This window comes from Pseudactinotalea sp. HY160 (assembly GCF_009372055.1).
GTDB lineage: Bacteria > Actinomycetota > Actinomycetes > Actinomycetales > Beutenbergiaceae > HY158.
The window spans coordinates 117,528-140,042 of sequence record NZ_WHMT01000001.1 but is presented as its reverse complement, the minus strand read 5'-3'; the positions used below and the strand labels follow the sequence as shown (position 1 = coordinate 140,042).

General features: G+C 73.7%; 21 protein-coding genes. 11 read left to right on the top strand and 10 right to left on the bottom strand.

The genetic code is table 11. The features are described 5' to 3' along the window. Position 1: 1 nt before the first annotated feature. Positions 2-1,270 carry an asparagine synthase-related protein gene (locus tag GCG21_RS00570; protein ID WP_152817345.1) on the top strand — a complete coding sequence of 423 codons (1,269 nt, stop codon included), beginning with the start codon at positions 2-4 and terminating at the stop codon, positions 1,268-1,270. On the opposite strand, the gene GCG21_RS00565 is transcribed toward GCG21_RS00570, so the two are convergent. From GCG21_RS00565 to GCG21_RS00555, 3 genes are read right to left on the bottom strand one after another with little or no spacing between them, the layout of a single operon-like run. After that, positions 1,167-2,270, bottom strand: a complete 1,104-nt coding sequence (locus GCG21_RS00565) for a hypothetical protein (RefSeq protein WP_152817343.1) — start codon at positions 2,268-2,270, stop codon at positions 1,167-1,169. The two genes, GCG21_RS00570 and GCG21_RS00565, sit on opposite strands and share 104 nt — an antisense overlap. Beyond that, entirely contained in the window at positions 2,270-2,701 is a 432-nt protein-coding gene (locus GCG21_RS00560; RefSeq protein WP_152817341.1) for a lasso peptide biosynthesis B2 protein, read from the bottom strand. Before GCG21_RS00560 ends, GCG21_RS00565 begins: the two co-directional genes overlap by 1 nt. Next, the gene (locus GCG21_RS00555; protein ID WP_152817339.1) at positions 2,685-2,987 is read right to left on the bottom strand and encodes a PqqD family protein; all 303 of its coding nucleotides are present in this window, start codon (positions 2,985-2,987) and stop codon (positions 2,685-2,687) included. Before GCG21_RS00555 ends, GCG21_RS00560 begins: the two co-directional genes overlap by 17 nt. Before the next feature lie 332 nt (positions 2,988-3,319). On the opposite strand from GCG21_RS00555, the gene GCG21_RS00550 reads away from it, so the two are divergent. Genes GCG21_RS00550 through GCG21_RS17075 form a run of 4 tightly spaced genes read left to right on the top strand, consistent with a single transcriptional unit; the run spans position 3,320 to position 7,133 of the window. After that, complete coding sequence (locus GCG21_RS00550; RefSeq protein ID WP_152817337.1) at positions 3,320-3,538, top strand: hypothetical protein; 219 nt, start codon at positions 3,320-3,322, stop codon at positions 3,536-3,538. After that, positions 3,523-5,502, top strand: coding sequence for an asparagine synthase (glutamine-hydrolyzing) (gene asnB, locus GCG21_RS00545; RefSeq protein ID WP_152817335.1), 1,980 nt, complete (start codon positions 3,523-3,525; stop codon positions 5,500-5,502). The genes GCG21_RS00550 and asnB overlap by 16 nt, the downstream gene beginning before the upstream one ends. Positions 5,503-5,511: 9 nt before the next feature. Beyond that, the gene (gene nadE, locus GCG21_RS00540) at positions 5,512-6,492 is read left to right on the top strand and encodes an NAD(+) synthase (protein WP_152817333.1); all 981 of its coding nucleotides are present in this window, start codon (positions 5,512-5,514) and stop codon (positions 6,490-6,492) included. 2 nt (positions 6,493-6,494) lie between these two features. Then, positions 6,495-7,133: a CatB-related O-acetyltransferase gene (locus tag GCG21_RS17075; protein WP_152817331.1), complete on the top strand. Its 639-nt coding sequence runs from the start codon at positions 6,495-6,497 to the stop codon at positions 7,131-7,133. Here GCG21_RS17075 and acpS read toward each other — a convergent pair. Next, entirely contained in the window at positions 7,115-7,534 is a 420-nt protein-coding gene (gene acpS / locus GCG21_RS00530) for a holo-ACP synthase (RefSeq protein WP_152817329.1), read from the bottom strand. The two genes, GCG21_RS17075 and acpS, sit on opposite strands and share 19 nt — an antisense overlap. Before the next feature lie 4 nt (positions 7,535-7,538). Continuing rightward, positions 7,539-9,059, bottom strand: a complete 1,521-nt coding sequence (locus tag GCG21_RS00525; protein ID WP_152817327.1) for a class I adenylate-forming enzyme family protein — start codon at positions 9,057-9,059, stop codon at positions 7,539-7,541. Between the two features lie 83 nt (positions 9,060-9,142). Here GCG21_RS00525 and GCG21_RS00520 point away from each other — a divergent pair, with 83 nt between their 5' ends. Both GCG21_RS00520 and GCG21_RS16035 read left to right on the top strand, forming a co-directional pair. Continuing rightward, the gene (locus GCG21_RS00520) at positions 9,143-9,430 is read left to right on the top strand and encodes an acyl carrier protein (RefSeq protein WP_227992841.1); all 288 of its coding nucleotides are present in this window, start codon (positions 9,143-9,145) and stop codon (positions 9,428-9,430) included. A gap of 286 nt (positions 9,431-9,716) precedes the next feature. Further along, on the top strand, positions 9,717-11,183 hold the full coding sequence (locus GCG21_RS16035; RefSeq protein WP_194164865.1) for a hypothetical protein: 1,467 nt from the start codon (positions 9,717-9,719) through the stop codon (positions 11,181-11,183). 119 nt (positions 11,184-11,302) lie between these two features. On the opposite strand, the gene GCG21_RS00510 is transcribed toward GCG21_RS16035, so the two are convergent. Next, positions 11,303-12,124, bottom strand: a complete 822-nt coding sequence (locus tag GCG21_RS00510; RefSeq protein ID WP_370517176.1) for a glycosyltransferase family 2 protein — start codon at positions 12,122-12,124, stop codon at positions 11,303-11,305. Between the two features lie 248 nt (positions 12,125-12,372). On the opposite strand from GCG21_RS00510, the gene GCG21_RS00505 reads away from it, so the two are divergent. The 4 genes from GCG21_RS00505 to GCG21_RS00490 are packed head-to-tail and all read left to right on the top strand — an operon-like array spanning position 12,373 to position 18,060. Beyond that, positions 12,373-13,632, top strand: coding sequence for a glycosyltransferase family 4 protein (locus tag GCG21_RS00505; RefSeq protein WP_152817325.1), 1,260 nt, complete (start codon positions 12,373-12,375; stop codon positions 13,630-13,632). Next, on the top strand, positions 13,629-15,209 hold the full coding sequence (locus tag GCG21_RS00500) for a lipopolysaccharide biosynthesis protein (protein ID WP_152817323.1): 1,581 nt from the start codon (positions 13,629-13,631) through the stop codon (positions 15,207-15,209). Before GCG21_RS00505 ends, GCG21_RS00500 begins: the two co-directional genes overlap by 4 nt. Before the next feature lie 8 nt (positions 15,210-15,217). Then, positions 15,218-16,183: a right-handed parallel beta-helix repeat-containing protein gene (locus tag GCG21_RS00495; RefSeq protein ID WP_152817321.1), complete on the top strand. Its 966-nt coding sequence runs from the start codon at positions 15,218-15,220 to the stop codon at positions 16,181-16,183. Next, complete coding sequence (locus GCG21_RS00490; protein ID WP_152817319.1) at positions 16,180-18,060, top strand: asparagine synthase-related protein; 1,881 nt, start codon at positions 16,180-16,182, stop codon at positions 18,058-18,060. The genes GCG21_RS00495 and GCG21_RS00490 overlap by 4 nt, the downstream gene beginning before the upstream one ends. Here GCG21_RS00490 and GCG21_RS00485 read toward each other — a convergent pair. From GCG21_RS00485 to GCG21_RS00470, 4 genes are read right to left on the bottom strand one after another with little or no spacing between them, the layout of a single operon-like run. Then, the gene (locus GCG21_RS00485) at positions 18,002-19,027 is read right to left on the bottom strand and encodes a glycosyltransferase family 2 protein (protein WP_194164864.1); all 1,026 of its coding nucleotides are present in this window, start codon (positions 19,025-19,027) and stop codon (positions 18,002-18,004) included. The genes GCG21_RS00490 and GCG21_RS00485 overlap by 59 nt on opposite strands. Beyond that, the gene (locus GCG21_RS00480; protein ID WP_370517175.1) at positions 19,024-19,869 is read right to left on the bottom strand and encodes a glycosyltransferase; all 846 of its coding nucleotides are present in this window, start codon (positions 19,867-19,869) and stop codon (positions 19,024-19,026) included. Before GCG21_RS00480 ends, GCG21_RS00485 begins: the two co-directional genes overlap by 4 nt. After that, complete coding sequence (locus GCG21_RS00475) at positions 19,866-21,116, bottom strand: Coenzyme F420 hydrogenase/dehydrogenase, beta subunit C-terminal domain (protein WP_152817315.1); 1,251 nt, start codon at positions 21,114-21,116, stop codon at positions 19,866-19,868. The genes GCG21_RS00480 and GCG21_RS00475 overlap by 4 nt, the downstream gene beginning before the upstream one ends. After that, complete coding sequence (locus tag GCG21_RS00470; protein WP_194164863.1) at positions 21,113-22,438, bottom strand: polysaccharide pyruvyl transferase family protein; 1,326 nt, start codon at positions 22,436-22,438, stop codon at positions 21,113-21,115. The genes GCG21_RS00475 and GCG21_RS00470 overlap by 4 nt, the downstream gene beginning before the upstream one ends. Positions 22,439-22,515 lie beyond the last annotated feature (77 nt).

Here is a 22,515-nt window from a genome sequence, read left to right as displayed (position 1 = left end):
CGTGGCTACGACGCCGCGTGCCGATCGTGATCGGGACGCGGCGTCGCGTCGCGACCGTGCCGCGACGTATGAGCGGCTCGCGGGCCGCGAGCTCGACGTCGGCGCGCCGTTGGGGGCGATGCCCGTGCCGTGGGAGGCGATGGTCCCCGGTCGAACGGTCCGAGACGGCAGAACGGTCCGAGACGGCGGAACGGTCCGAGACGCCCTGGACCACGCCGCCCGCGACGCGGTGGCCGACGGCCCGTGCTACGTGCTGTTCTCCGGGGGGAGGGACTCCTCCCTCGTGCTCGCTCTGGCGACCCGGGCTGCCCGCGCGCTCGGGGTCCCGGATCCGGTGCCGGTCACGGCCGTGTATCCGGGGGACGCGCGGGCCGACGAGTCCGCATGGCAGGACCTGGTGCTCGGCCACCTCGGTCTCACCGAGCGGATCGTCGTGCCGGTCACCCATGAGCGGTCCACGCTGGGCGACCTGGCGACCCGACACCTGCGCCGGCGCGGGCTCGTCTGGCCGGAGGCCGTGCATACCCAACCACTCTTCTTCGACCAGCTCGACCCCGGGACCGTGCTCACCGGCGAGGGCGGTGACGCGTTCATCGAGGGACGCCGGATCACGCCCCTGTACCTGCTCCTCGGCCGGCGTCGCCGCCCCAGCGGGGCGCTCGTGCGGGCGGCGGCCGCGGCGCTGAGCCCGGCCGTCGTCGCGCGGCGGCAGTCGCGGCGCAGGTTCGCCGACCCCGACGCGCTCGGGTGGCTGCGACCGGCGGCACGGGACATCCTCGCCCGGGACGAGGCGGCGGAACGAGGCCCGCTGCGCTGGGACGCGGCCACCTGGGCGATCTACTCCCGGCGCGCGACGAGGCTCGGCCTGGACAACGCCACCGCGAGCGCCGCCGAGTACGGGCTCACCCTGCGGCATCCGATCGCCGAGGCCCCCGTGGTCGCCGCGCTCGCACGCGCCGGGGGCGGCTGGGGCTTCCGGGGCCGGACGAACCTCTTCCGCCTCCTCGGCGCCGACCTGCTCCCGGATGCGATCCTCGCTCGCCGGTCGAAGGCGGCCTTCAACGCCTCCCGGTGGGGCGAGCGGGAGCGCCGGTTCGCCGAGGGCTTCCGGGGCGGGGCCTTCTCCCCGGACTTCATCGACGAGGAACGCCTCCGTGCCGTCTGGCTCAGCGACCGGCCACATCCGGTGAGCTATTTCCTCGCGCAGATGGCCTGGCTGCACCAGGAGGGCCTGCCGATGATCCCGCCCGCGGCTCCGCCTCGCCCCTGACCCCCTCGAGCACGTCGGCGGCCAGCGAGTCCGGGAACGGCGGCCCCCACGGGAGGCCGGCGACGTGAACCGGCACGGCCTCGACGATCGCCCCGAGCTCCTGCAACTGGCGATCGAGCGTGTCCGGATCCTCCCAGCCGACGATGCGCGGGAACCGGAGCAGCGCGAGCAGTGCCCGCGCCGGGTCCAGCCGCACGAGTTCGGGCCGGCTCCCGGGGGCGTCGTGGCGCGGCACGGGAATGACGATCGCGGCCAGCGGCAACAGCTCCCGCACGGCGGGCGCCATCGTCAGCGCATCCCGCCCGTCCCCCGTGACCCGGCGGGCCGGACGCGTGTCGAAGAGCGCGGAGAGTTCGGCGGCCGACTTGCGCAGCCGCAGCGCGGTCCCGCCCAGGTAGCACCGCGGCCGGGCCCCACGCAGGTCCACGCGCAACACGTCGTCCGTGACGAGCCGGCCGCCCGCGGCGCACAGGAGGGTCGCCATCGTGGACTTGCCCATCCCGGACCCGCCCACGAACGCCACCGCGCCGGCCTCGACCTCGACCGCGCTCGCGTGCAGCACCGGCTCGCGGCGCATCGCGAGCACGAACGAGAGCACGGTTCCCGAGACGAGCACGGCCACCGTGTCCGGATCCGCCCCGGTCACCGCGTGCGTCACCACCGTGGTCAGCGCGCGATCGATCTCGACGTCGCACGTTCCGTAGAAGCGCAGGTGATAGCCCGACCCGGTCGTGGTCGCCGTGGCGAGGACCGATTCCGCGGTCTCCAGGTGCAGCAGCCTGCGCCCGATCGGTGGCGCGGTGGTCGCCGTCATGGCGGCGCCGATCCGGACCGTGAGGTCGGCCCGCCCCGTCGCGGGCCGATCCTGGTGCAGGTCGATCTCGCTGTCGATCACGAGCCCGTAGAGCCGGTACAGCCGGGTCGGCCGAGTCGGCCGGGTCGGCCGGTTCGGCCGGTTCGGCTGGGTCGGCCGGGAGTGGCCCGGCGCCCCGGTGCGCATCACGTACCCTCCTCGCCCGGAAGCGGCTCGAGCGGCAGGTAGGCCCGCGCGACACCGAGCGGATCGTAGAGCCCGGTCTCGAACTCGAGCCAGGCGTGCGCCCGCACCACGCCACCGGTCTTCCTCACCCCGACGACGAGCTCCGGGTGGAGTCGGCGGAGCCGCTGGCCGGCGACGAGCGCGTGCCGCAGGCACGTGTCCCCGAACGGCCAGTGCCGCATGACGCGCCGCACCGCTCGCACCCGGCGGCGGCCGCGCGGGCCGAGCCGCGCGTTTCCCCTCGCGTCCGGGGCGGCGCCACCCCCCTGGCGCAGCGGGGCGCCCACCGCCCGGGCCGTGCGCGGCAACGACAGCAGGTGCAGGGCGACCTCGACGGCGCAGGCGACCAGGAGCGCCGCGGCGACCGCGGGCACCTCACGGATCGGAGTCACGGCCCGGCGTCCCGGCGGCGATCCCGGGCTCGGCGCGCTCGAGCAGGCCGCGGTGGTGCAGATCCCCCAGGAACGCGCGGGTGTCCGCGAGCGCGGCCGCTCGCTCGATCCCGAACGCGGCGACCAGCGCGTCGGCCAGGTCCGCCGTGGAGCACTCCTCGGCCAGCAGGCGCAGGAGCGTCGTGCCGACCCGGTTCGCCGTGAGGTAGGTCGACGTCCTCAGGTCGAGCAGCACCATCTCGTCGTCGATCTCACGACAACTGACATCATCGACCCGCAGCCTCATCTCGGCCTCCCATCGCCGACCGGGCGGCCCCGCCCCGCAGCGTCGCCGGCTACTCGAGAAGCTAGCCCAGACTCCGCCGCCCGGGCGCATGATCGAGGGGTGAACCTCACGGCGGCTCGAGGTGAGACGGGGGTGAGGTGGGGGTGGGCCGAGGCGAGCGATCCGCGCCCGGATCCCGGCACAGGCCTGGCACAGGCCTGGACCGGACCTGGCACGGAGCCGGGGCGCTCCGGAATCCGTGGCCCTCACCCCCTGCCGGATCGGGCGCCCCGCGTGTCATCCTTGGGGTGAGCACGTGCTGCCCTCACACCGCAGGAACGGGAGCTGAGCGGATGACCGTCGACCGACGCCGGATTCTGGCCGAACTCCCGCTCCCGCTCGGGCCGGATGCGGGCGAGCTCGACGCGATCCGCATGGCGATCGCACTCGAGGACGCCTGCGGCGTGACGCTCCCCGAGGACGCGATCGACGTCGCCCACCTCGGGCGGTGGGAGGCGATCGAGTCCCTCCTGTGCACCCTCGCCGGAGGGGAGCGATGTGCGGCATCGTAGGGGTGCGCTCGTTCGACGGCGCCCCCGACCTCGACCTGGCGATCCGCATGCTCTCGCGGGTGCCGCACCGCGGCCCGGACGGTAGCGGCCTCTTCCGAGACGAGCACGTGGCCCTCGGCCATGCGCGGCTGGCCATCATCGACGCGGACGGCGGCGCCCAGCCGATGGGCAACGCGGACGGCTCGGTCTGGGTCACGTTCAACGGCGAGATCTTCAACTACGTCGAACTGCGCCGGGAACTGATCGGGCTCGGCCATCGATTCGTCTCGGCGAGTGACACCGAGGTGATCGTGCACGCCTGGGAGCAGTGGCGGGAGGACTGCTTCGAACGGTTCAACGGCCAGTGGGCGCTGGCGATCTGGGAACGCGGCAGCCGCCGCCTCATCCTGTGCCGGGACCGGCTCGGGGTCCGGCCCCTGTACTTCACCCGCGACCGGCACCGGCTGCTGTTCGCCTCCGAGGTGAAGTCGCTCCTCGCCGATCCGCGGCTGCCGAGGGCCTTCGACCGCGTCGGACTCGCCGAGACGATGACCTTCTGGAGCACCGTCGCCCCCCGGACGGTCTTCGCCGGGATCCGCCAGCTGCCGCCGGGACACGTGGCGATCATCGACGAGCGGGGCGAACGGCTCTTCCCGTTCTGGCAGCCCGACTTCCCCGAGCGCGGCACCGAGCCCCTGCAGGACCTGACGCAAAACACGGCGGCCGTTCGCGACCGGGTGGTCGAGGCGGTGCGGCTGCGGTTCCTGCGCAGCGACGTGCCCGTCGGCGCCTATCTCTCCGGCGGGCTCGACTCCGCGATCACAGCCGCCGTCATCGCCCGGTACACCGACGTGCCGCTGCAGACGTTCTCGCTGCGGTTCGCCGACGCCGACTTCGACGAGGGGGCGTTCCAGTCGGTCATGGCCGCCCGGCTCGGCACCGAGCATCACGAGGTGACGGTGCGCGCCGGCGACATCGGCGCGGCCTTCCCCGAGGTGGTCCGCCACGCCGAGGCGCCCATGCTGCGGGCCGCGCCGGTGCCGATGTTCCTCCTGTCCGGTCTCGCCCGCGAGCACGGCTACAAGGTCGTGGTCACCGGGGAGGGCGCCGACGAGGTGTTCGCCGGCTACGACCTCTTCCGCGAGGCCCGGCTGCGCGAGTTCCTGGCACGGGATCCGGATTCGCGGATCCGCGCGCGCGGCCTCGAGCTGCTCTACCCGTGGCTGGCGCGTTCCCCCGGGGCGGCGCCCGCCTTCGCCCGGGAGTTCTTCGGCCGCCACCTGGACGCCGCCGACCCGGCGCTCTCGCACCGGCCACGGTGGGATACGACCTCGGCCCTGCTGCGGATGACCGTGCCCCACCCGGACTGGGAGTCGGACGTGACGGCCGGGCTGCTCGAGCGCATGCCGCCCTCGCATCGCCGCTGGGACCCGCTCAGCCGCGCGCAGTGGCTGGAGATGTCGACGCTCCTGCCCGGCTACATCCTCGCCTCCCAGGGGGACCGGATGCTCATGGCGCACTCGGTCGAGGGACGCTTCCCGTTCCTCGACCGCGACGTCGTCGACCTCGCCGGCCGGCTGCCGGGACGCCACAAGCTGCAGGGGCTCGACGAGAAGCACATCCTCAAGCGGGCGTTCGCCGACCTCCTCCCCGACGAGATCCTCACCCGCCCGAAGCAGCCGTACCGGGCGCCGGACGCGGCCGCCTTCTTCGGCGCCGACCCGCCGCCCTGGATCGAGGAGGCGACCCGGCCCGAGGCCGTCGCCGCCGCCGGGATCTTCCAGCCACGGGCCGTCGCCGCGCTCGTCGCCAAGTGCCGGCGCACCGGCGGGGTGCGGATGAGCAACACGGACAACATGCGCATCCTGGCCGTGCTCTCGACCCAGCTCCTGCATCGCCAGTTCATCGACGGCGACGGATCCTCGCCGGCGGACCACGCCCCGGCCGAGCCGATGACAGTGACCGATCTGGTGACAACCCGGTAGGAGACAGACATGGCGGCACCCTTCGGGCGGGACACGCTCGACATCGACCCGGCAGCGGAGACCGAGCGAATCGGCGAGCAGCTCGAGCACTACCTGCAACGCACGAGGCGACGCGGCGTCGTCGTCGCCCTCTCGGGCGGAATCGACTCGAGCGTGGTCGCCGCGCTCGCCGCCACGACGCTCGGGCCGGACCGGGTCGTCGGGCTCCACCTGCCCGAGCGGGAGTCCTCCCCCGAGACCCTGCGCATCAGCACGAGCCTCTCGGACGCGTTCGGGATCGGCTCGGAGGTGGAGGACATCACCCCGATCCTCGAGGCGGTCGGCGCCTACGCCCGCCGGGACGACGCCATCCGGCTCGTGTGCCCGGACTACGGGCCCGGCTACCGATCGAAGATCGTGCTGCCCTCGGTCATCGACTCCGACCGCTACCGGCTCTATTCGGTCGTGGTGGTCGACCCCGACGGCGGGCAGGAGCAGTACCGGCTCTCGCCCGAGGCCTACCTGGGGATCGTCGCCGCCACGAACTTCAAGCAGCGCGTGCGCACGATGCTCGCCTACCACTGGGCCGACCGCCTCAACTACGCGGTCGCCGGCACCCCGAACCGGCTCGAGTACGACCAGGGCTTCTTCGTCAAGCTGGGCGACGGCGCGGCCGACGTCAAGCCGATCGCGCACCTGTACAAGTGCCAGGTCTACGCGCTCGCCGCACACCTCGGCGTGCCCGCGGAGATCCGCACCCGCCCCTCGACGACCGACACCTACTCCCTGCCGCAGTCCCAGGAGGAGTTCTACTTCTCCCTCCCCCACGACCGGATGGACCTGTGCCTGTACGGCAAGAACAACGCCGTGCCGCGCGAGCAGGTCGCCCGCGCGGCCGGGCTCACCCTCGAACAGGTCGACCGGGTGTTCCGCGACATCGATCAGAAGCGGAGCACGACCGAATATCTGCACCTGGCGCCCGTGCTCGCCGGCGCCGTGCCGGAGATCTGACGATGCTCACCGGCGCGCGGGCCCGCCTCGGCCGGCTTCGGCGACGTCTCGAGCGCCGCCGAACCGGGATGCTGCCGCCCGGGGAGCGACTCGATCTGCGCCCGGACCTGCGCCGGTACGAGATCGGGCGATACTCGTGGGGCCACCTGAGCGTCACCTCCCGCACTCCCGGCTGCACGCTCCGGATCGGCCGGTTCTGCTCGTTCGCCCACGGCTGCCACGTGCTGCTCGGCGGCGAGCACCGCACGGACTTCGTCTCGACCTATCGATTCGGGGCGTACGCGCCGTTCCGCGACCCGGCCGGGCTCCTCCCTGCCGAGACCTCGACGAGCCGCGGGGACGTGACGATCGGCAACGACGTCTGGATCGGCCACGGGAGCATCATCCTCTCGGGCGTGACCCTGGGCGACGGGGTCGTCGTGGGGGCCGGCAGCGTCGTGCGACAGAGCGTTCCGCCGTATGCGATCGTGGCGGGCAATCCCGCCCGGGTCGCGGGATTCAGGTTCGAGCCCGAGCAGATCGCGGCCCTCCTGCGCATCCGCTGGTGGGACTGGAGCGAGGAGCGGCTCACCGGGGCGATGGGCCGGATCATGTCCACCGACGTCCAGGGCTTCATCGACGCCTACGACCCCGGCGGCTGAGCCGGCTCGGGCCCGCCGGATCGGCCGACGGCCGTGGCCGTGGCGCTCGCGTAGGTCCCGCCGTGCGAGAGCGAGACGTGCACCGTGACGACGCCCGCCGCCGCGGCCGCCTCCCACATCGATCCGTGGAGCGCCACGCCCGGCAGCCCGTCGACGTCGCGGGTGACCTCGATCTCCCGCCAGCGGGCCGGGCCGGGCCGGGGCAGGCGCAGCGACTTGAGCACCGCCTCCTTCGCCGCGAACCGGGCCGCGACGTGCCGGTGCGGATCGCCCCGGGCGATGCAGTACTCGATCTCGGCCGCCCGGAACCATCGGTCGAGGAAGCGCCGTCCGCCCCGCCGGAGGAGCCGTTCGAACCTGGCCACCTCCACGAGATCCGTGCCGACGCCGACGATGTCCACGGCCTCACTCCCCGCCGGGGCCGTCCGCGCGCGCGGCCCACTCCTTGAGGGTCGCCTTGACGACCTTGCCGTTCTGGTTCAGGGGAAGCCCCGGCACCCGGCGGGCCTCCCGGGGCACGAGGTGGCGGGCGAGCGCCGTCCGGCAGTGGGCGAGGACCTGCGCGGGCGTCACCTCGCCCGCCGGCGCCGTGACGTAGAACAGGACGACGGCCTCGCCCGCCTCGTCGTCGGGGCGCCCGACGACCGCGGCGCCGGTGACGCCCGGGAGCGTGAGCACGGAGTCCTCGATCTCGTGGGTCGAGACCCGAAAGCCCCAGGACTTGATGAAGTCGGCCTGGCGGTCGTCGATATAGACGAAGCCGTCCTCGTCGACGTGCGCGAGATCCCCGGTGCGCAGCCCGCCGTCGACGAACCTGGCGGCGGTCCCCTCGGGGTCGTTCCAGTATCCGTTCGTGATGTTCTCGCCGTGGGCGACGATCTCCCCCACGACGCCGGGAGCGACCTCGCGGCCGTCCGGGTCGACGACGGTGAGCGAGACCCCGGGGATTCCGCGCCCGATCGAGCCGCGCCGTTCCTCCCACAGCTCGGGCGGCAGGTAGGACAAGCGCGCGGTCGCCTCGGTCTGGCCGTACATGACGAAGAGCCTCGCCTGCGGCTGGGCGGCGGCGACCCGATCGACCTGCGGCTGAGCCAGCCTCCCACCGGCCTGCTGGAGGGTGCGCAGCGTCGGCAACCGGGTGCTCTCGAACGAGCTGGCCCGCAACAGCAGTTGATAGGTCGACGGGACTCCGGCGAGCCCGGTGCACCCGTCGCGTTCGATCGCCTCGATCACGGTCTCCGGATAGGCGAAGGTGTCACAGATGGAGAGCCCGCCACCGGCGCGCAGGTGGGTGTGCAGCAGCGAGGCCCCGTAGCAGTAGGAGAACGGCAGCACCACGAGGACCCGGTCCGCCCGCGTCAGCTCCAGGTACCGGATGATCGAGTCCGTGTTCGCGCGGATGTTGCGATGGCTCACCCGCACGGCCCGCGGGCTGGCGGTCGTTCCCGACGTGAAGACGAGGACGGCGTCACTGTCCGGGGCCGTGGTGCCCGCCTGGCGAACGGGGCCGCCGGCACCCGGAACCGGGCCGGTCATCGCGCGCTCGTCGGCGACGTGATCGGCGACCCGGAGCAGCGGCGCGAATCGGCCGGCGAGGGCCGAGTCGACGACGACGGCCGCGCAGTCGACGAATCGGGCGTTGCGCACGGCGTCCCGCGCCGTCAGCGCCGTGGCGAGCGGCACCACCACGTGACCCGAACGCAGGATGGCGAGGTAGGCCGCAGCCCAGAAGAGCGAGTTCCGGCTCAGCAGGGCGATCCGCGATCCCGCGGGGAGTCCCCAGCCCGCGATGTGCCCCGCGAGCGCTGCGGTCGCGCGGCGAAGATCCGCGTAGGTGTGCGCTCCCGTTCGGTCGATGAGCGCGACGTCGTCCCCGCGGCCGGTGCCCAGGAGGTAGTCGCCGACATTGGCGGGATCCTCGACCATCTGCCCTCCTCCGTCCGGAAGCTGCACGGACGCACGCTCATCACGGCCGTACCTTCATAGAGTAACCTGGGTCACATCACAGCATGGGTCGGATCGCCAGTGGGGGCAACATGGACACCGCAGTAATCGACCAGGTGAGGGCATTCGTCGTCGCCAACTTCCTGTTCGGGGACACCGCCCGGATGCCGGGGGACGCGGAGTCGCTGCTCGCCGCCGGCGTGGTCGATTCCACGGGCGTGCTCGAGCTCGTGGAGTTCCTGGAGGACGACCTCGGCGTGCCGGTCGCCGACCACGAGACCGTTCCGGCGAACCTGGACAGCATCGAGAATCTCGCCCGCTTCGTCGAGCGGAAGCGCGCCGACTCCCGGTGAACCGAGGCCCGCCGCCGGCCGGCTCCGAGCCGTCAAGGACTTGAGCCGTGCGATTCTGTTAGGCACCTCACACGCGTTCGCGCCGGTTCATTCCTCTTGGTCACCATGACGATTGGTCGCGGTCACCCCTCCGATCGGCACCGTTTTCTCGGCTGTTACGGTCTCGTTACAAATATGGCGCTTCCGGTTCTGTGACCGGAGCCGACCGCCGGCTTGTCCGCCCGAACGAGGTGCACCGGCGGGCCGTCCATCGCGACGGACACCCGAGCAACCGAGAGAGACTTACGTGACCAACCACGTCCGAATTCATCGGCGCCTGCGCGCCGGCATCACGATGGCAGCATCGCTGCTGCTCGCCGGGGCCGGCGTCGTCACGGCCTCCGCCCACCCGTTCGATTCCCAGCCGGAGGCCGATGGCGCAGCCGCCGCCGAGCTGACCCCGTCGGACAGCATCGCGGTCCGCGAGGCCGGAACGGTGATCGATTCGAAGCACGTGAACGGCTCGATCGCCGTCCGCGCCGACAACGTGACCATCCGCAACACCACCGTCACCTACGGCGGATACCACAGCATTCGCATCTACCCGGGGGTCACCGGCACCCGGATCGTCGACACCACCGTCGAGTGCACCGGACCGCGGACCAACGGCGTGGTCTTCGGCGGCTACACCGCGGAGCGAGTCAGCCTCGAGGGCTGTCGCAACGACTTCATGTTCTCCGAGAAGAACCCCGCCACGGTGATCGACAGCTCGGTCGACGGCGTGCCGTTCTCGACCGAGGCGTCCACGCCGGATCCCGAGCCGACGCCCACCCCGGACCCCGAGCCCACGCCGGAGCCCGAGCCCACGCCGGACCCGGAGCCCACCCCGGACCCCGAGCCCACCCCGGACCCCGAGCCCACCCCGGACCCCGAGCCCACCCCGGACCCCGAGCCCGCCCCGGACCCCGAGCCGACCCCCGACCCGGAGCCCTCGGGCGACTTCCCGACCAAGGCCACGACCGGCCCGCGCTCGGCGGCCACGCAGACGACCGGCTCCCTCAAGACCTCGCGTGACGGCCAGGTGATCGAGCGCACCGAGGTGAACGGCCGGCTGACCATTCGCCATGACAACGTCACCGTTCGGGACGTCACCGTCAACGGCACGGGCACCTACATGATCTACGTGGTCAAGACGGCCGACGGCACGTGCCCGACCAACGTCCGGGTCGAGCACACGGAGATCAACGGGAAGAACGCGCCCGCCACGGCGATCCCGATGTACGCACCGGAGTGCGGATTCACCTTCGACCACGGCCTGGTCCACAACATCGGCCGCGGCATCCGGATCGCGAACGACGTGACGATCAGCAACTCCTACCTCCACCTGACCAAGACCTGGGACGGCGCGCACCGCGCGGGGATCAGCACCCACGGCGGCAAGAACATCAAGGTGACGAACAACGTCATCATGTGCGAGAAGACCGGCTGCTCCGCGGCCGTCACCATGTACGGTGACCACGCCCCGGTCGACGGCTACCTGCTCAAGGGGAACCTCATCGCCACCACGGGCTCCTACTGCGTCTACGGCGGCAGCGTGGGGTCGAAGAACTACCCGAACGGGTCGAACGTCAAGATCGTCGACAACCACTTCTCGACCAAGTACTTCGACACGTGCGGCCGCTACGGTCCGATCACCAGCCACGACACGGGTGAGCGCGGGAACACGTTCACCGGCAACGTGTGGCACGAGTCGGGAGAGCCCGTCCGCCGCTGATCACCGGCCCGGACACCCATACACGGACTCCCACACACGGACTCCCACCCACGCGGCCCCGCTCCCTGCACGGAGCGGGGCCGCGTTCGTGTGTGCGGGTGGCGTTCCTGCGGCCCCGGTCAGGACCGGCTGTCGTCCCGCAGCCACGTCTGCCCGGACCGCCGGGCGGCGACCACACCCCGGGCCTTGGCGATCGCCGCGGTGGCGAGGAACAGGGCGATCCGCGGGATCAGCCGAGGCTCGGCCGCGGCGAGCCGGCGCAGGGCGGGGCCCGGCGGGGCCGGCCGGCGCAGGTGGGCACCACCGTCATGGGCGAGCTGCCGATTCCCCGTCATCGCCCGGACCCGGCGCCGCAGGAGGTTCCGGTACGTGCGCGGCGGCATGATGACCACGGTCGCGCCGGGAACCACGCGGCGTTCCGCCGGGGCGAAGCTCATGGCGATCATCAGGTCATCGGACATCGCCTCCCGCCACGGGCTCACCCGTTCGTGCCCGGCCCGGTCCACGGCGAGCACCCCCCGACCGTAGAGCTCCGCCCGGGTGCCGTCGAGGCGCTGCCAGACGTCGTAGTACCAGCGCACGGGGAGGGAGGCGCCCGTCATGGGAACGAACCGGGTCGGCCCGGCGGCATGAACCTCGCCGCCGAGCGCCCCGCAGAGCGCCCGCACGTCCGCGATCCCCAGCACGACGTCGCCGTCGACGTACAGCCGCGGGAAGGAGGAGGCGCGCGCGTCTCCGAGGGCCAGCGCCCGGATCTTCGACGGCACGGGCGTCTCCACGAGGACGACCGGGTACCGGCGGGCCACATCCGCCGTCCGGTCCGTGCAGCCGTTCGCCACGACGACGATCTCCACGCCGGGCACCTCGCCGCCCCCCAGCGCGTCGAGCAGCCGGGCGAGCACGCGTTCCTCGTCGTGCGCGGGAATGACGATCGAGACCACCTCCGAAGTATCACAGGGCGCGGCCCGCGCCGCCTCACCCCGGGGGTGAGGGGTCGCCACCGGCTCGGGCGGTCCAGGTTCACCCGTGCTCCACCCACACGGGCCGGCCGGGATCGGCGGGCCTCGCCTAGCCTGGGGAGGACCAGCTGGGTCCGGGCGTGCCGAGCCCGCGGGCGCGGGACGTCCGACGACGCCGGCCGCCTTGACAAGTGTCGATCGTGGACGGCCCCGGACGGGAGCAGCACCAGATGTGGCGAAACGGAGAGAGCACCGGTTCGGCCGCCACCGTGGCCGAGCGTTCGCCCCGCGTCCTCGTGGTCATCCAGAACCTGCCGCTGCGCATCGACCGGCGGGTCCGGTCGGAGTGCCGCGCCCTCATCGACGCCGGCTACGGGGTGAGCGTCATCTGCCCGAAGGAGCATGCCGGCGAGCCCGACCGGCACGAGCTCGACGGGGTCGTCGTCCACAGCTATCCGGCCCCCTCCGGATCCCGGGGCCTGTGGAGCTATCTGTGGGAGTTCCTCGTGTGCTGGGTGCGCACCGCCCGGCTCTCCCGCCGGGTGGCCGCCGCCGAGGGGTTCGACGTGCTGCAGGCGTGCAATCCGCCCGACACCTATTGGCTCCTCGGCGCGCTGTGGCGGCTGCGCGGCCGGCCGTACGTCTTCGATCAGCACGACCTGTGCCCGGAGGTGTACGAGGCTCGATTCGGCCGGCGCGGGGTGCCGTTCCGAGTCCTCCTCGGGCTCGAGGCCCTGACCTACCGGGTGGCGGACCGGGTGGTGTGCCCCAACCCCGCCTATCAGGCCGTGGCGCTGGAGCGCGGCCGGGTCCCGCTCGGGCGTACCGCCGTCGTGATGAGCACCCCCGACGCCGCCCGGATGAGGCGGGGCGCACCGTGCCGCGAGCTGCGCCGGGGGCGCCGCCACCTCGTGACCTACGTCGGGATCATGGGCCCGCAGGACGGCGTGGACCGGCTGCTCGCCGCGATCGATCACTTCGTGCACGAGCGGGGCCGCACGGACACGACGTTCGCCCTCCTCGGGTTCGGCGACTCCCTCGCCGACCTGCGCGCCGACTGCACCCGCCGCGAGCTCGATCCGTGGGTCACGTTCACCGGGCGGGTCGACCACGACGAACTCGGGCGCTGGCTCTCCAGCGCCGACCTCGGGGTGACCCCGGATCCCCCGAACGAGTTCAACCACCGCTCCACGATGAACAAGACGCTCGAGTACATGGCCCACGAGCTGGCCACGGTCGCGACCCGGCTGCGCGAGACCGCCCGGTGCGCCGCCGATGCCGCGGTCTACGTTCCGGAGGGCGAACCGATCGCCATGGCGGCGGCGATCTCCGACCTCCTCGACGACCCGGCCGCACGGGAGCGCATGGGCCGGATCGGCAGGGCCCGGATCGAGGGCGAGCTCGCGTGGTCCCACCAGGCCCGGGCCTATGTCGGGGTCTTCGACGCGCTGCTCGGCGACGCGCCCCGCCGTCGGGCGGTCCGGCGATGAGGGCACCCGCCACCCAGGCCCGGCCCGCGAGCGGTGGCCTGCGGACCGCGGCCACGTGGTCCTATGCGCTCTCCCTGGGCAAGATGGTCATCACCCTGGGCCTCTCGCTCGTGCTGGCCGCCATGCTCGGGCCGCGCGCCTTCGGCGTGATCGCGATGGCCCTGGTGTTCACCAACTTCATCGAGATGCTCCAGAAGCAGGGGCTCATGCCCGCGATCATCTCCCGCAAGGTCCTCCGCGACGAGCACGCGGACACGGCGTTCTGGCTCGTCACCGGATTCGGCCTCGTGTGCACGGCCGCGGGCATCGCGCTGGCGCCCCTCTGGGCCGAGATCAACGGCCTGCCCGAGCTCGGGCCGGTGATCCAGGTGCTCGCGCTCACCGTCCCCCTCACCTCGACGGTCGTCGTGCACGAGGCCCTCCTGCGTCGCAGTCTCGAGTTCAGGAAGCTGACGATCCGAACGTGGGCGTCGGTCATCGCGGGCGGGGTCGCGGGCATCGCTGCGGCGATCCTCGGCTGGGGCGTGTGGTCGCTCGTGACGCAGCAGATGGTCATGGCGGCGGTCGCGGCCCTCACCCTGTGGGGGGTCTCCCCCTGGCGGCCACGGCTGCGTTTCAGCCGGGTGGCGGCCCGGGAGCTCCGCTCGTACTCGATGCGGTCCGCCGGCTCGAGCATCGGCCTGTTCGTCAGCGGCCGGCTGGACATCGTGCTCGCCGGGGCGTTCTTCGGCCCCATCGTGATCGGCACGTACCGGATGGGTCAGCGGCTCACCGCCATGGTGGTCGACGTGACGGCCCGGGGAATGCAGTCGGTCTCCCTCCCGGGCCTCGCCGAGGTTCAGGACGACCGCGACGCCTTCTCCACGCGACTGTCCGGAATGCAGCGGATCACGGCGGCGCTCGCGTTTCCGCTGCTCGGCCTCGTCGCGGGGGTCGCCCCCGCCGTCGAACAGGTCCTCGGGCCCGAGTGGGACGGCACCGCGCGGGCGATCCAGCTGCTCGCACTCGTCCAGCTCTGCATCGCCGCGACCCTCCTGCTCGGCCCGGCGCTCCAGGCCCGGGGCCATCCGGGCACGCTCGCGATCCTGCTCTGGTCCGCGGGCGGGATCAAGGCCGCCGCCCTCGTCGGGGCGTGGCTCCTCGCGGGTGGCGGCCCCGACGAGCTCACGGCGCTGTGCCTGGCCATGATCGGCGCGACCGCGCTGAGCTCGACGGTGATCACGATCGTCAGCGCCCGGACCCTCGGGATCCGCGTGCGCACCGTCGCGCGCTCGTGGGTCCCGGCCGGTGTGAGCGCGGCGTGCACCGCCGTGGCCGCCGGCGCGGTGGTCCACGCCGTGGGCCCGGCCGCCCCGGTCGCCGCGGCGGGTGCAGGCGGGGTGGCCGGGCTGCTGTGCGCCGCGGCGACGCTCGTCGCCCTCGACCGGGAGGTGCGGGGGGTGCTGCAGCGCGCGTGGCGCCGGCGGCGGCCGGGAGCCGACCGCAGTCCGCGACGACGCGCGGATGAGGAGGTGCGCGCGGACCGTCCCGCCGCGCCGCCGACACCCGCCACGCGAGCGGGCGGGGGCGAGGTGTGAACGCGCGGGTGGCCCGGCGCCACGGGCCGTCCCGCGGGCGGGGGGCGAGGGGCGTCGTCGCTCTGGTCGCCCTCGCGGCCACCCTCGCCGCGTGCACCTCGAGTACGGACGACGGAGCGAGCCCGAGTCCCGCGGGCGAGAGCTCGAGCGCTCCCGAGCCGGGCGCCGAGGCATCGACGAGCGGCACCGCCGTCCCCTCCGTGAGCACGACGGGTCCGCGCAGCGACCCGGCCCGGAGCACGGGCCCGGTGGCGACGGACCGCGCCGGGCAGACGATCGAGGGGACCACGATCACCGGGCGGTTGACGATCAGCCACGACGACGTGACGGTTCGCGACGTCACGGTGCGCGGAACGGGCACCTACATGATCTACGTGCAGGAGAAGTCCGGGGGCGGGTGCCCGGAGAATGTGCGGCTCGAGTACGTCGAGGTGGACGGTTCCGGCGCCCCGGCGGATTCGATCCCCATCTACTCCCCGGAATGCGGATTCACCCTGGATCACGGCCTCGTCCATCACGTCGGCCGCGGAATCCGGATCGCGAACGACGTCGTGGTCGAGAACTCCTATATCTTCCTCACCCGCACCTGGGAGGGTGCCCATCGCAGCGGGGTGAGCACGCACGGGGGCGAGCACATCGTGCTGCGGAACAACGTCATCATCTGCGAGAACGTCGGCTGCTCGGCGGCCATCACGATGTACGGGGACCACGCCCCCGTCGACGGCGTGCTGGTCGAACACAACGTCATCGCCTCGACGGGCTCCTACTGCGCCTACGGCGGCAGCGTGGAGTCGAAGAGCTTCCCGGACGGCGCGGACGTCCGGTTCATCGACAACAGGTTCTCGACCAGGTACTTCCCGACGTGCGGACGGTACGGCCCGGTGGCGGGGTTCGCGGCGGGCTCCCGCGGGAACGAGTGGCGGGGCAACGTCTGGCAGGAGACGGGCGAGCCGATCCGGGAGCCGGCCTCATGAGCCACGAACTTCTCCTCGTCGCGGGCGCGCCGGGGCTGCACGCCGACCGGCTCGATCGGGTCGCCCACGCGGCGCGCCGGGTACCGGGCGCCGTCCGCCACGAGCTCGTCGAGACGCCGCTCGCGGCCGTGGCCCTGGTCCACACCGAACCGGCCGGCGGCTCGAGCGCGGTCCTCGAACGGGACGGCGAGCGCGTGCTGGCGGCGCTCGCCGTGACCGAGGACGGGCTGCGCGCGGCCGTCGACACCGACCGGCCGCACGAGCTCGGGGCCGAGGCGGGCCACGTGCTCGCCCGGATCGGACCCGACGGGCTCACGGTGGCGACCGACGGGCTCGCGTTCGTGCCCGCGTATTGGGGGCGGACCGACGACGGACTCGTGCTCTCCACGCACCTGGCCTCGCTCGTCAGCCTCGGCCTGCCCGCCGACATCGACGAGCAGGCCGTGGCGGAATACCTCGTGCATATGCACCCGTGGGGCCATCGCACGCTCCTCGAACGGGCCCGGCTGCTCGCCCCCGGCGGTCTCGTGCGCTGGCGGGCCGGCGAGCCGGTCCGGGTGGAGGCGCGCCCGCTCTACGCCCCGAGCGCGGAGGCGATGACGGATGCGGAGGCCGTCGCCGAGTTCGCCGCCCTGTGGCCGGAGCTGCTGGACCGCGTGCGCGGGCGGGGCGGTGCGAGCCGGACGGTGCTGGCCCTGAGCGGGGGGCTGGACAGCCGGGCGATCGCGGTCGGCGCCGCCGGCATCGGCTGGCGCCCGGCGGCGTACACGTACGGCTCCTCCCGCAACGAGGAGACCCGCACCGCGACCCGGGTCGCCGAGCGCCTGCGCCTGCCGCACACGGTCGTGCCCGTCACCGACGACCGGCTGCTGCGCGGGGCGCCCCGCATCCTCGACGCCCTGGACGGCGCGCACAGCCCGGGCGAGATGTACGAGTCCTGGTTCGACGACACGCTGCGCTCCTTCGCCGACGTCGTCGTCAACGGGATGATCGCGGGCCCGATGTGGGGCGACGACAAGACGATGGGGATGAGCGACCCGGACACGGTCGCGCGGCAGCTGCGGGACCGGTTCGCGGGGGCCCTGCGCGCCGCGACCCCCTACGTCCGCACCGGAGGCGGACCGGGTCTCGCCGGGATCGTCTCGACCGGCATCGACGCCGCGTTGCGGGGCTGGGACTTCGGCGAGCGCGCCGACATGGTCATGTTCTGGAAGCAGGCGAACAAGATGCTGCGCTGGGGGAGCATGCTGACCAACAGCCTGCGCCGCGCCGGGATCCGGCTCGAGGCCCCGTTCCTGGACCGGCGCTTCGCCGCCTACTCGGCCCGGCTGACCCCGGCTCAGCGGCTCAACGGGACCCTGTACCTGCGGGTGCATCGGGAGGTGCTCTCGGCCGCCGCCGACATCGAACGCAGCGACGACGGCAACCCGCCGCGCGCCCTCGATCACGTCTACTGGTCCGGGGACCGGTCGATCGCGGCGCAGATGGTCGCGCTCACCGCCCGCCATCCGGTCGCCGGGGTGCGGCGCGGCGGCCGCAGGGTGCTCGACGTGGGCGCGGCGCGGCTGCGCGGGTATCCCCCGCTCGACCGGGCCGCGGATCGGCTGGACGGCCGGCGAGCGGTGTTCCCCGCCGACGTGTTCCTCCGCCGCCGGCCGGCGTACGCGGGCCGGCTGGCCGACCTGCTCGAGTCGGGGCTGGGATCCGGCTCGCTCCTCGACGACGACGCGATCGCGGCCGCCGCCGCGGCCGTGCGGGCGGGCTCGTCCCCGACCCCCGCGCTCGCCCTCGCCCGTATCGGGGCCGCGGGGGCCTGGCTCAACGACTATCGGCGCCGGGCCGGGGAGTGGCGGGCACACGCGCGCGCCGCCGGCTGAGCCCGGTCAGGCCCCGTTCGCGCAGCGCGGGATGGCCGCGCACGAGCGCGATGGCCGCCGCCCGGTGGGTCGGGCGGCCGAGCAGGGAGCGCACCGACTCGTTCCCGAGCACGACGAGCCAGTACGCGCCCGCGGCGAGGCGGCCGTGACGCTTCGAGTACAGCCGCGTCCGGTTCACGGCCACGAGGCTCCACAGCCAGGGCGAGCTCGACATCTCGCCCCCGGGGTGGGCGACCGACGCGGCGTGCACGAGGTGGACCCGCAGCCCGGCGTCCCGCAGCCGGAGGGCGTAGTCCGTCTCCTCCGAGTAGAGGAAGAACCGCTCGTCCCACGTCCCCACGGTGCGTGCGGCGTGGGCCGGCACGAACATCGCGGCGCCCGTGGCCCAATCCGCGCTCGCGCCGTCGACGTAGTACGCCGGATCCCGGATCAGGTCGCCGAGCGGCGCGAAGGCGGCGGCGCGGCGCCCGCCCAGCAGCGCCTCCCCCAGGGCGCGCAGCAGCGTCGGCTCGCGCCGGAGCGAGTACTTCAGGTCGCCGGCATCGGTGAGGATCCGGGGAACGGCCATCCCGATCCGGGGGTCCGCCTCGACGGCCCGCAGCAGCGTCAGCACGCTCCCCGGCGAGGGCACGGCGTCGGGATTGAGGATGTAGGCCCCGCGCCGGGGGCGCGCGTGCCGCAGGCCGAGGTTGATCGCCGCCCCGTATCCGAGGTTGGCGCCCGCCTCCACCACCTCCGCCCACGGTGCGATCGTGCGCACGAGCCCGGCCGTGCCGTCCGTGGAGGCGTTGTCGACCACGACGACCCGGGCGCTGTCGATCCCGGCGAGCGCCGCCGGGAGCGCCCGCAGGAACTCCGGCACGATCGCCGCCGAATCGTAGGTGACGGCGAGGAGGACGACGTCGGGGGCCCCGCCGGGGGCGGCGCCGGCGGGGGCACCGGCCGGCGGCGGAACGGGCCCGCTCACCAACGCGCCGTCCGCCCGAGCGCGAGGTTGATCCGGCGCCGCGCCGAGGCCACCGCGTGTCGCCAGCCCTCGTATGCGCGCAGGTCCAGGGATGCGGCCTGGAGCAGCAGCGCGCTCCGCACGAGCTGCGCGGTCCAGTCGGCCACCGTGCGCACCCCGTTCGCCTGGGCGGACAGCGGCATTCTCGCGACGAGGTCGGCCTCGGTATGGATGAGGGTGTGCGCGCAGCGGGGGTCGTCCATGTGCTCCTCGGCCACGAACGGGTAGTAGAAGCCGTTCACCGCGCCGGCACGGGCGAGCCGCAGGCAGTAGCCCGTGAACGACTCCTCGGGTCGGAGCCCGCCGTGCCGGTCGACGAGCGCGTGCCGCAGCAGGTAGCCGCTGCCCTGCACCCAGTGGTTACGCATGAGCCGGTGCCCGCCGGCGAAGGCCTCGATCTTCTTCTCCGCGAGCGCCGGACGGAAGTCCTCGGCCGGATGGCGCCAGCTTCCGATCACCCCGAACTCCGGATTCGCCGCGTGCGCCGACTCGAACGTGTCGAGCCATCCGGGCGATACGAGGCAGTCGTCGTCCACCTTGGACACGAAGTCCGCGGTGGATTCCTGCCACAGCCAGTTCGTCGGTTCCCGCAGGCGCACGTTCTCGCGGCTGTGGTGGTAGCGCTCCACCCGCGGATCCGTGCGGAACGGGCGCAGCGCCTCGATGGTGGCCTCGTCGTCGCCGTTGTGCCAGAGCCAGACCCGGTCGCCGGGGCCGAGGGTCTCGAGCAGGCGGGGCAGGCTCAGGTGGAGGTACCCGGCGCTGCGGTAGGTGATCATGACGACGTCCGCGCGCCGGGTCACGGGGTCGCCTCGTCGCGGTCGAACTCGGGTCGGCGCAGGCCGCGGACCCGGATCCGGCGGAGCGTGCCGCCGACCGAGGCCAGCTTGCGGCGGAACGGGAGCCGGCGCCACGGCCGGAACCCGGGCATTCCCCGGTAGGTGGGGGCGGCCACGCCCGCCAGGCGCAGGGTGAGCACCCGCGCCCAGACGGCGCCGCGGGTGCTCGCCAGGCTCGGTTGCGACTCCGGCAGGCGAGGCATCGGCAGGGGGCTGCCGGCGACGGCGCCCGCGGCCAGGGCGGCCAGCAGGGCGGCGCGGCCGCGCTCGGTCCGCACGACGACGAGGGACCGGCCGGGCTCCCCCTCGCGCACCGTCCGGTACCAGGGATCGCCGACCGACAGGTCCGCGAACTCTCCGGTGTGATCCGGGCAGATCATGCACCGCCACTGCCGGTGCTTGTTCAGCACCTCGCCCCAGGACTCCTCATAGCTCGCCGAGCGCGCGGTGCCGGCCCGGGTGCGGATCCGGAACCGTCCGGGCCATCCCTCGCCCCGGTAGTCCAGCCTCGTCACCTCGGCGGGATCGGCCTGCAGGCGCCGGACCATCTCCTCGGTGGCGCGGGTCGAGGGCGTGCCGGCGCAGAAGATCCCGATGGACAGGGCGATCTTCGCGGCGAGCTCGGGCCGCAGGTCGGCCGCGGTGCGGATGCCCGCGATGTCGCAGGGCTTGCCGACGACCACGCACGGACCGTCCGCCGATTCGACCAGGTCGAGGCGCTCCCCGGGGCTCGCGGGCGAATACCGTGAGCCGGCCGCCCCGACGATCTCGTCGTAGGTGCGGTTGAGCACGGTCTCGTTGAGCAGCGGCCGGTCGGCGCGCGCCTGGACCTGCAGCGCGCCGACGGCGCGGCCCGAGGTCACGCAGTGGGCGGCGAGCGCGCTGACCACGCCCCCGGAGGATCCCCGGTGCCGGACGGCGGGATCGGTGGACCAGCATTCGTACAGGGCGAGGATCGGCCCCCACTCCCCGCCGAAGGGGGCCCCGTCGAGCGTCCCGGCCGCGTGTTCGAGGCGGGCCCCCGGGCACGCCGCCACGGCCTCGCCGCGGACTGCGCCGGTGATCCCCGCGATCGGCAGCGGGCGCCGACCGACGTCGGGGACGTCCACCATCCGCAGCGCGTCCGGGCGCAGGTGGGCGCACACGCCGCAGCCGGTGCACAGGTGCGCGTCGACGATGCCGTCGATCGAGCTCAGGTCGCGGTTGCTCATGCGATCGCTCGGGCGGTCGCGGGCCCCTGCTGCCACTGCCGGACGTCGTCGAGCACCTCGCGCAGCTGCTCGTGGGAGCGGCGGATCACGGCGGGGGCGGCCTCCGACAGCGCCGCCCCGGTGCTCGCCCGGGCGTCGAAGGCGGCCGTCATCGCCGCCACCGCCGCGGACCCGGTGAGGGCCCGGGCGTCGCCCACCTGGTCGCCCATGCCGCAGGTCTCGAACACCCCCCGGGCCTTGTCACTGTAGGCGTAGGCGTAGGCGGGCACGAGTGAGGACAGGGCCCCGATCGTGGCGTGCATGCGGCTGCCGGCGAACCAGTCGAGCCGTCCGATGCACCACTTGAGCTGGGCCGCGTCCAGTTCCGCGGGCAGCACGGTGGTGCGGCGCCGCTCGGCGTCGCTCAAGGCCGAGCGCACGGCGGCGATCGCCGTCACGTCGCTCTCCCCCCGCCCGCCGGGCAGGTGCACGTGGGGCACGAGCACGACGTGCGCCCCGCGCGCGATGAGCGCCCGGATCAGGTCGGTCATCGTGGCGAGGTAGTCCCCCGCCAGGCCGAACCGTCCCGCCGCGGCCGGGCCGTGGAGCAGCCCGCTCACGTTGACCCCGGCCACCACGAGCCCGGCGAGCCGCTCCAGGTGGGTGGCGACCTCGGCGGGCGGCCGGCGCGGCTCGAGCGCGAAGGCGACGTCGACGCCGCGCCGGAGCCGGTCGGCGTCCGCGTCCGGCCCGGCGAGCTCGAGCAGCCGGTCGTAGCTCCACCCATCGCGCGCATAGGCGAGCGTGGCGGCCCGGACCAGCCGTTCGGCGAGGCGGCGCCCGGCGATCGTGGTGAACGGCCCGTAGGTCTGCGGCAGCAGCACGAGTGGCCGCCTCGCCCGGAGCGCGGCGCGCTTGGGGGCGGAGACGGATTCGAGGCGGCCCGGACCGTACAGGTCGGTGAAGCTGTCCCCGGCGCTCAGGTCCAGCACGGCGTCGGCGCGCGCGATCCGGCGCGCGACCGGATTGGCCCAGGGGCCCACGGCCTGCGCGCAACGCACCTGCGCCCAGCTCTCCGGGCGATACCACCGGCGCGAGCGTCGGACGCCGACGTATTCCACCGTGCCGAGCCCGCCGTGCCAGCCCGGCCCGCCCGGCCCGCCCGGCCCGACCGGCCCGACCACCACATCCGGCCGGGTGCCCCAGCCGTCGTCCAGCACGCTCACGGTGCTGTCGGGGGCATTCCGCTCGACCGCGTCCGCCACCGATCGGCCGAGGGCCTCGACCCCCCGATTGCCGTTGCCGATCGCCGCACCGGCGAGCACGACCCGAAGTCCGGACATACGCCCAGTATGAGCCGCGGGTGTGGCTCGTGGGAATGTACTGTGCCGGTTTCGCATCGACCTTGCGCCCGGTGCAC